The sequence below is a fragment of the Streptomyces sp. NPDC005899 genome, from assembly GCF_040629645.1.
Classification (GTDB): domain Bacteria; phylum Actinomycetota; class Actinomycetes; order Streptomycetales; family Streptomycetaceae; genus Streptomyces.
Genome location: NZ_JBEXWB010000628.1, coordinates 1 through 1,904, shown reverse-complemented (window position 1 = coordinate 1,904; position 1,904 = coordinate 1). Strand labels below are relative to the sequence as shown.

Below are 1,904 nucleotides of genomic sequence, written 5' to 3'. Positions count from 1 at the left end.
GGGTGGGGCCGGCGGCTTCGGGAGCCGTACCGGGTCCGGGCAGGTTCATGACGGGGGAGCGGAGCGCCGTTCGCGTGTCAGAAGCCCCGCGTCCGCTTGGCGGCCCGACGGGACGGCCCGCCCTCGACACCGCCCGGCACCCGCATGAACAGCCGCGAGATCTCGCTCCCCAGGTTGACGCCGATGGCGATGGCGAGAGCGGTCGCCACCGCGGTGCTGAGGGAGGCGAGACCGGCGTCCACCTCGTTCTGCGCCACGCCGAGCAGACCGAAGTACGTCGCCGAACCGGGCAGCAGGGGACCGATCGCCGCCGTGATGTAGGGCAGCGACGAGGTGTAGCGGTACCGCGAGAACAACTGGCCGAACAGGCCCACCAGCCCGGCCGCCACCGCCGTCGCGGCGACCGGTGAGATGTTCCCCGTCCGGGCCATCGCACCGAAGATGACCCAGGCCACGCCCCCGTTGAGCGTCACCGCCAGCACCGTGGAACGCTCCTGCTGGAGCAGGATCGCGAAGGCCAGGGTCAGGCTCATCGACATCAGGATCTGGAGGACCGGCCGGTCGTTGGCCACGAACCGCGCCTCCGGATTCAGCTCGGCACCGAGCTGGACGCCCAGGTAGAGCATCAGCAGCACCCCGGCGACGATGCCGATGAAGAAGTACATGACCTCCAGGAGCCGGGCCGCCGCGGTGATGTAGTAGCCGGTCAGCCCGTCCTGCACGCCGGCGACCAGAGCCCGCCCGGGAAGCAGCGCGAACAGTCCACCGGTGATCACGGCGGACGGCCGCACATCCGTCGAATGGGTGAGGGTGAGCGCGATGCCCATCGCCGCCGGGGGCATCGCCGCGGCCATGAACTGGTAGAACTCGGGCAGCCCCCGGCCGGCGCACAGCCACGCCAGCCGGTCCCCGAGCATGGCGCCGGCCGCGGCCACGATGAAGACCAGGACACCGCCGCCGACCAGCACCGAAGCCGATCCCGCGAGCAGCCCGGCGGACGCCGTCAGCGCCCAGCCGGGGTACGGGTGGCGATTACGCCGGATCTCGGCGAGGCGGCGGTAGGCCTCCTCCAGGGAGACCTCGACGTGTTCGATGCTCGTGATGTCGTCGATCAGCCGGAAGACCGCGGCCAGCCGCGTGTAGTCCGTCCCCCGGCGGCGCACGGTGCGGCTGGCGGTCACCGGGTCGTCGACCAGCGACGGCTGGTGGGAGATGGACAGCAGGGTGAAGGTGACCGTCGGCTCGCAGCGGTCGAGCCCGTAGGAGCGCGACACGGCGAACATGGCCGCCTCGACGTCCTCGGCGCCCTCCCCGCCCGCCAGCAGCAACTCCCCGATGCGCAGCGTCAGGTCGAGCACACGGGGCACGGCCGGACCCGAGTCGTCGGTCTTCTGCACGCTCTCCGGCGCCGGCCGCTCGAACACGGGCATGCGCAGCATGGTGCGCATCCGGTCCTGCCAGGGGGCCTCCTTGGTCAGCCGGACCATCGGGATGCCGTGCGCGGGTGTGAAGGCGGGAGGCTGGTGCTGCGCGTTGTACCCGCTCGGCGGGACGAACGCGGAACTCAGCGGCTCGCCGCCCTGGCCGCTCCCGGAGCCGGAAGCGGAACCCGGACCCTGGCCGGACGGCGTTGAGGGATCGGTCTGCAGACCGGCCGGGAGGGCGAACTCCGACGTGGGGTGGTCGTCCTCCGGCGGCCCGGCCGGCTGCTCCACGCCGGCCGGTGGGACGAAGGCGCTGCGCGCCTCGTCGGACTGGGGCTTCTGGTCCTCCGGACCGCCCTGTTCCGCCACCACTGACCTCGTTCCTCACTCGACACGCGTCCTGGGGGCGCTCCTGCCCAGTATGGGCACGGACATGGGCCGCCACGCACGACGGGCGGCGCACCGGTGAAAGGTGCGCCG

At 72.3% G+C, this 1,904-nt stretch carries 1 protein-coding gene; it reads right to left on the bottom strand.

Annotation, left to right across the window (positions count from 1 at the left end):
* Positions 1-77 precede the first annotated feature (77 nt).
* Positions 78-1,796 (bottom strand): threonine/serine exporter family protein, encoded by a 1,719-nt coding sequence (locus tag ABZ371_RS32180; protein WP_358686393.1) that lies wholly within the window; start codon positions 1,794-1,796, stop codon positions 78-80.
* Between the last annotated feature and the right edge of the window lie 108 nt (positions 1,797-1,904).